At 66.1% G+C, this 5180-nt stretch carries 5 protein-coding genes; 1 reads left to right on the top strand and 4 read right to left on the bottom strand.

The features are described from left to right. The 3 genes from EN906_RS22275 to EN906_RS22265 all read right to left on the bottom strand — a co-directional run. A partial coding sequence (locus EN906_RS22275) for a substrate-binding domain-containing protein (protein WP_348629285.1) occupies positions 1-415 on the bottom strand: 415 nt, incomplete at its 3' end. A 102-nt stretch (positions 416-517) separates the two neighbouring features. Beyond that, positions 518-1426: a sugar phosphate isomerase/epimerase gene (locus tag EN906_RS22270; protein WP_127269006.1), complete on the bottom strand. Its 909-nt coding sequence runs from the start codon at positions 1424-1426 to the stop codon at positions 518-520. Next, complete coding sequence (locus tag EN906_RS22265) at positions 1423-2454, bottom strand: Gfo/Idh/MocA family oxidoreductase (protein WP_127272532.1); 1032 nt, start codon at positions 2452-2454, stop codon at positions 1423-1425. Before EN906_RS22265 ends, EN906_RS22270 begins: the two co-directional genes overlap by 4 nt. Positions 2455-2651: 197 nt before the next feature. Between EN906_RS22265 and EN906_RS22260 the strand changes: the two genes are divergently transcribed. Next, positions 2652-3677: a LacI family DNA-binding transcriptional regulator gene (locus EN906_RS22260; protein ID WP_127270067.1), complete on the top strand. Its 1026-nt coding sequence runs from the start codon at positions 2652-2654 to the stop codon at positions 3675-3677. Between the two features lie 141 nt (positions 3678-3818). Here the strand turns inward: EN906_RS22260 and EN906_RS22255 are convergent. Beyond that, on the bottom strand, positions 3819-5180 hold a 1362-nt coding region (locus EN906_RS22255; RefSeq protein WP_127375373.1), incomplete at its 5' end, for a trimethylamine methyltransferase family protein.

Here is a 5180-nt window from a genome sequence, read left to right as displayed (position 1 = left end):
CTTCCACCACCTTCGGCACCGGCACGTTCTGGTACATCATCTTGATGCCGTCCTTGTGCGCCTGTTCGGCCAGCGGCATGATCGACGCGTCGCCCGGGTGGCCCATCATGGCGATGCCGTTGGGCTTGACCGCGACGGCCTCACGCAGTTGCTGCACCATCTTTTCGATGTCCCACTGGGAGAAGATGTAGTCGACCTTCGGCCCGAGATCGGCCTCTGCCTGCTTGGCGCCATTGTAGACGATGGTGCCGAAAGCGTCGCCCTCGGCGCCGCCGACGAAGAAGCGGATGTGGACGTCCTTGCACCATTTGGCGTCGAGCGCCCGCGCGGGCAAGGTGGAGATCGCAGCGGCAAGCATCGTGGCGGCGGCCACGACGGTCGAGCGCAGAACTGTCCTTCTCATCGTCATGCTCATGCACTTATCCTCCCTTTTTGTCCTCGCAAGCGAGGAGTTCGACATTCGCTTCGGCAATGTGCGTTGCAGACATCCCGGCCGGCTCCTCCCGCCGGCCGATCCTCACATCGGGTTCGGCAGGTAGGTGGCCCCTCCTCTGCATTGCTTCAGATATTCCAGCGCCCGCACCTGGCCGGTGATCTCGAGATCGCCGCGATAGACCGGGTCGTGCCAGCCCTCGATGTCGATGGCGCCCTTGTAGCCGGCCAGCCGCAACTCGCTGATCACCCGCGTCCAGTCGCTGTCGCCAAAACCCGGCGTGCGCATCTGCACGAAGGGCAGTCGGCCGAACACGCCATGCTCGCGGATCACGTCCCAACGCACCGTCGCGTCCTTGCCGTGGACGTGGAAGATGCGCGGCGCCCATTTGCGGATCTGCGGCATCGGGTCGATCAGATAGACGAGTTGATGGCAGGGCTCCCATTCCAGCCCGAGATTGTCATCGGGCACTTCGTTGAATATCAGCTCCCAGGCGTCCGGATTGTGGGCGATGTTCCAGTCGCCGGCGGCCCAGTTGCCGTCCATGGCGCAGTTCTCGAACGCGATGCGGACGCCCTTGTCGGCGGCGCGTTTGGCCAGCGGTCCCCAGACCTTCTTGAAGCGCGGCAGGCTGTCCGGCAGAGGTTTGCCGCGCAGGCGGCCGGTGAAGCCGCTGACCATCGAGGTGCCGAACAGATGCGCGTTGTCGATCACGGTCTCCCAGGCCTTGAGCACGCCGCGATCGACCTCGCCGTCTTCCAGCGGATTGCCGAACACGCCGAGCGAGGACACGGTGACGTCGGCATCGCCGATCGCCTCGCGGATCTGGCCGGCGAGAAGCGCCAGGTCCTTGCCGCCAAGCGTCTGCCAGAAGAAGGGTTGGATGCTCTCGAAGCCGAGCGGCAGGATCTGTTTGACGTAAGCCGCCGGGTCGTCGAGATTGGCCCGCACCATGGTGCCGATCCGGATGTCGAGAAGCGGGTTCGGCGTCATTGTGCGTCCTCTGCGATTGTCACGCGGCGGCCGGTCTCGGCGCTTTCGATGGCGCCAAAAACCATGGCCAGGCTCTTGATGTTGTCGGCGCCGCGCGTTTCCGGCTCGGTGCCGGTCTGGATGGCGTGCACGAAATCCTGGAGAATGCCGAGATGGCCGCCGACGCGATCGGACGCATCGAGCGGCGGCACCGCGATCGGCTGGGTTTTGTCGAACATTCCGTCGCGGCCCGGCATCACTGCTTCTGCCCTCAGCTCGTCATTGCCGTCCCAGAGCAGGCTGCCGCGCTCGGCGACGATGCGCCATGTACTTTCCCAACTGGTGCGGAAGCCGGCGGCGCACCAGCTCCCGGCATAGGTGAAGACCTTGCCGCGGCCGAGATCGAAGACGGCGCTGGCCGACGATCCCTGCCGGTACCAGGAATTGGCCGGCTCCCATTCCTGGCAATAGACGCCGGCCGGCTCGCCGGCGACCATATAGCGGGCGGCGTCGAATGTGTGGATCGCCATGTCGAGCAACAGCACATGCGCCATCTCCTCGCGAAAGCCGCCGAAATGCGGTGCGACGAAAAAGTCGGCGTGGATGCTGGTAGGCGTGCCAATGGCGCCGGAGTCCAGGAACCTGCGGATGCGCCTGACATTGGCGACATAGCGGCGGTTCTGCACGACCGCATGGATGCGCCCGGCGCGGTGCGCGGCCTCGACGATGGCGCGCGCATTTTCCCGACTGTCGGCGAGCGGCTTTTCCGTCAGCAGATGGCAATTGTGGGCAAAGGCGGAAAAAGCGACTTCGCGCCGTGCAGCTGGAACCACCACGTCGAACACTGCTTGCGGTTTGGTCTGGTCGAGCACGGCGTCGAGATTGCTGCCGATGACGGCATTGGTGAGGTCGTATTCGCGCGCCCTCGCCCGTGCCCTGTCGGCATCGAGATCCACTAGGCCGATAAGGGTGAGCCCGTGGATCTGCCTGATGGCATCGAGCCAGGCCTTGCTCATCGCTCCGCAGCCGACCAGGACGACATCGATCATCCAGCGCTCCTCCTCCGCTCGGTCCCTCCAGACCGATCGTCACGGCATCCACGGCAGGACCGTAAACGTTTTTCCGTAAACGTTTACGAGAACACACCCGAAGGCGTAGAATGTCAATCGGCCCTTGGCGAAATTCGTCTTACCGCCTTGGCCTGAGCGGCTACCGGTGCTAGCCAAGCAAGGGGGAGAACAGTCTCTTGGCGTCCAGCATTCACGACCTTGCCCGTCACTTGAACATATCGATCGGCACGGTGTCGCGGGCGCTGAACGGCCGCGCCGACGTCAATGCCGACACGCGCCAGCGCGTGCTCGAGGCGGCCAGGACGCTGAACTATTCGCCGAACCAGTCCGGCCGCAGCCTGAGGCAAGGCGCCACCCGTTCGATCGCCTTCATGCTGCAGCCGCATCCCGGCGACCAGCAATATGGCGAGCCGTTCTTCATTCCGTTTCTGATCGGGCTGCAGGCCAGGCTTGCCGAAAGCGGGCTCGACCTGACCGTGGTCATGGGCGCGCCGGGCGACTACCAGCAGGAGCGCCTGCGCCGTGTCGTCGAGACGCGCCGCGCCGATGCCGTGCTGCTGGCCTGGACGCGGCGCGAGGACGAGCGCATCGACTATCTCACGCAAGCCGGCTTTCCGTTCGCCACGCTCGGCCGCAGTCGCTCCGGGGCCAAGTCCTATCCTTCCCTCGACCTCGATTTCGAGAAGGCCGGCGCCGACGCCGTCGACCGCCTTGTGGCGCGCGGTCACCGCCGTATCGCCGCTATCCGCCCGTCGCTCGACCTCAATTTCGGCTATCTGTTCCTCGCCGGCTACCGCAAGGCCTTGCGGCGGCACGGCATCGAGGTCGACCCGGAGCTGATCGCGTCCGGCTTCATCAACGAGGCCGGCGGCTACAAGGTGACGCCCCAGGTCATGCGCTCCAAGGCCCCGCCGACCGCCATCATCTTCAACAATGATGCAATGGCGCTGGGCGGCTGCAAGTCGCTGGCCGAGATGGGCATCAGGCCGGGCCAGGACATGGCGGTAACCGTCATCGTCGACACGCCGCTCTGCCGCTATTTTTCCCCGGCGTTGACCGCCTTCCGCCCGGCGCTGGAGCCAATGGGACAACGGCTTGCTGAAATGCTGCTGGCGTCGCTTCCCGCCTTCGCCGGCCCGGAGGGGCCGCGGATCATCCGCGAAGTCTGGCCGCTGGAACTGGTGGCGCGCGACAGCGATTGATGGTGGCAGCAGGGCCGCCGATGTCGTCTCCCCTCAAACAGCACACCGGTGCCGCAGTGCACCGGCCGCAACCTTGAATGCGCGGGAGGCGCTGCAGGTTCCGGATCGCGCCACAACCAGGGCGATCAGCGATAGCCGGCCTTAAGACACTGGCGCCGCTCCGCCCTCTGCCGTGCGCCGTGCGATAAACTCATCCAGCACGCCTGATGTGGCGGCAGCCGTTGCCGGCGGCGCGAAATCGGCAAGCACCCGCCTCCAGACACCGGTGGCGCGCTCGCTCGCTGTCTTCGAGCCGCTTTGCGTCCAGTTGCCGAAATTCGACCAGTCGGCCACCAGCGGTTCGTAGAAGGCGGTGCGGTAGCGCGCCATGGTGTGACCGGCCGAGAAGAAGTGGCCGCCCGGCTGCACCTCGGCGATCGCCTCGAAGCCGATCGTATCGGTGTCGCCGGGCGTCGCGGCACAAAGTTCAGCCACCGTCTGCAGCGCCTCGATGTCGGTGATCAGTTTCTCGAAGGAGACACTGAGGCCGCCCTCCAGCCAGCCGGCGGCATGGATGCACATCGTCGCCCCGGCCAGCACCGAGCCCCACAGCGCGAACTGCGTCTCGTGCGCGGCCTGCGCGTCTGAGATGTTGGCGGCACTGCCGCCGCCCGATCGCCACGGCAGTCCGGTGAAGCGCGCCAGCTGACCGGCGCCCAGCGTCGCCTTGACGTGCTCGGGCGTACCGAAGGCCGGCGCGCCGGATTTCATGTCGACATTGGAGGAGAACGAGCCATAGACGACCGGTGCGCCGGGCCGCACGATCTGCGCCAGCGTCAGCCCGGCGAGCGCCTCGGCATGCTGCAGCGTCAGCGCGCCGGCGACCGTGATCGGCGCCATCGCGCCAGCCAGGCAGAACGGCGTGATGACGGAGATTTGGCCCGCGCGGGCGAAATCGATGATGCCTTGCGCCATCGGGATGTCGAGCTGGCGCGGCGAGTTGGTGTTGATGACGGTGTAGCAATATGCATTTGCCAGAAACTCGTCCTGCGACAGGCCGCGCGCCAGACGAATCATCTCGAACCCGTCCTCGACCTGCGGCGTGCCGCGCGCGAAGACGAACGGGAGCTTGTCCGACAGCGTCAGCTGCGCGCGGTTGACGGCATAGTGGCGAAAGCGGTTGTCGACATCCTGCGGTTCGATGCAGGGCCCCAGCATATGCAGCACGTCGAAATGCTGCACCAGCCGCATGAGATCCTCGAAATCCGCCAGTGTTCCCGGCCGCCGGCCGCGCTCGAGATCGGTGACGTTCGGCGCCCCGCATCCGGCGAGGAAGGTCATCGAGCCGAGCTCCAGCGTCAGATCGCGGGCGCGCGAACCGGCGTGAGCGTGGATCGATCTCGGCGCCGAGGCGAGTGCCGCCGTCACCATGTCGCGGCCGATGCGCACCATGTCGGTGTCCGGATCGACCAGCGCGCCGGCGCTGGCGAAGTGCTCACGCGCCTGCGGCAGCAGCACCTTGAG

This window comes from Mesorhizobium sp. M7A.F.Ca.CA.004.06.1.1 (assembly GCF_003999135.1).
Classification (GTDB): domain Bacteria; phylum Pseudomonadota; class Alphaproteobacteria; order Rhizobiales; family Rhizobiaceae; genus Mesorhizobium.
The sequence above is the reverse complement of the archived record's forward strand: the minus strand, read 5'-3'. Positions and strand labels throughout refer to the sequence as shown.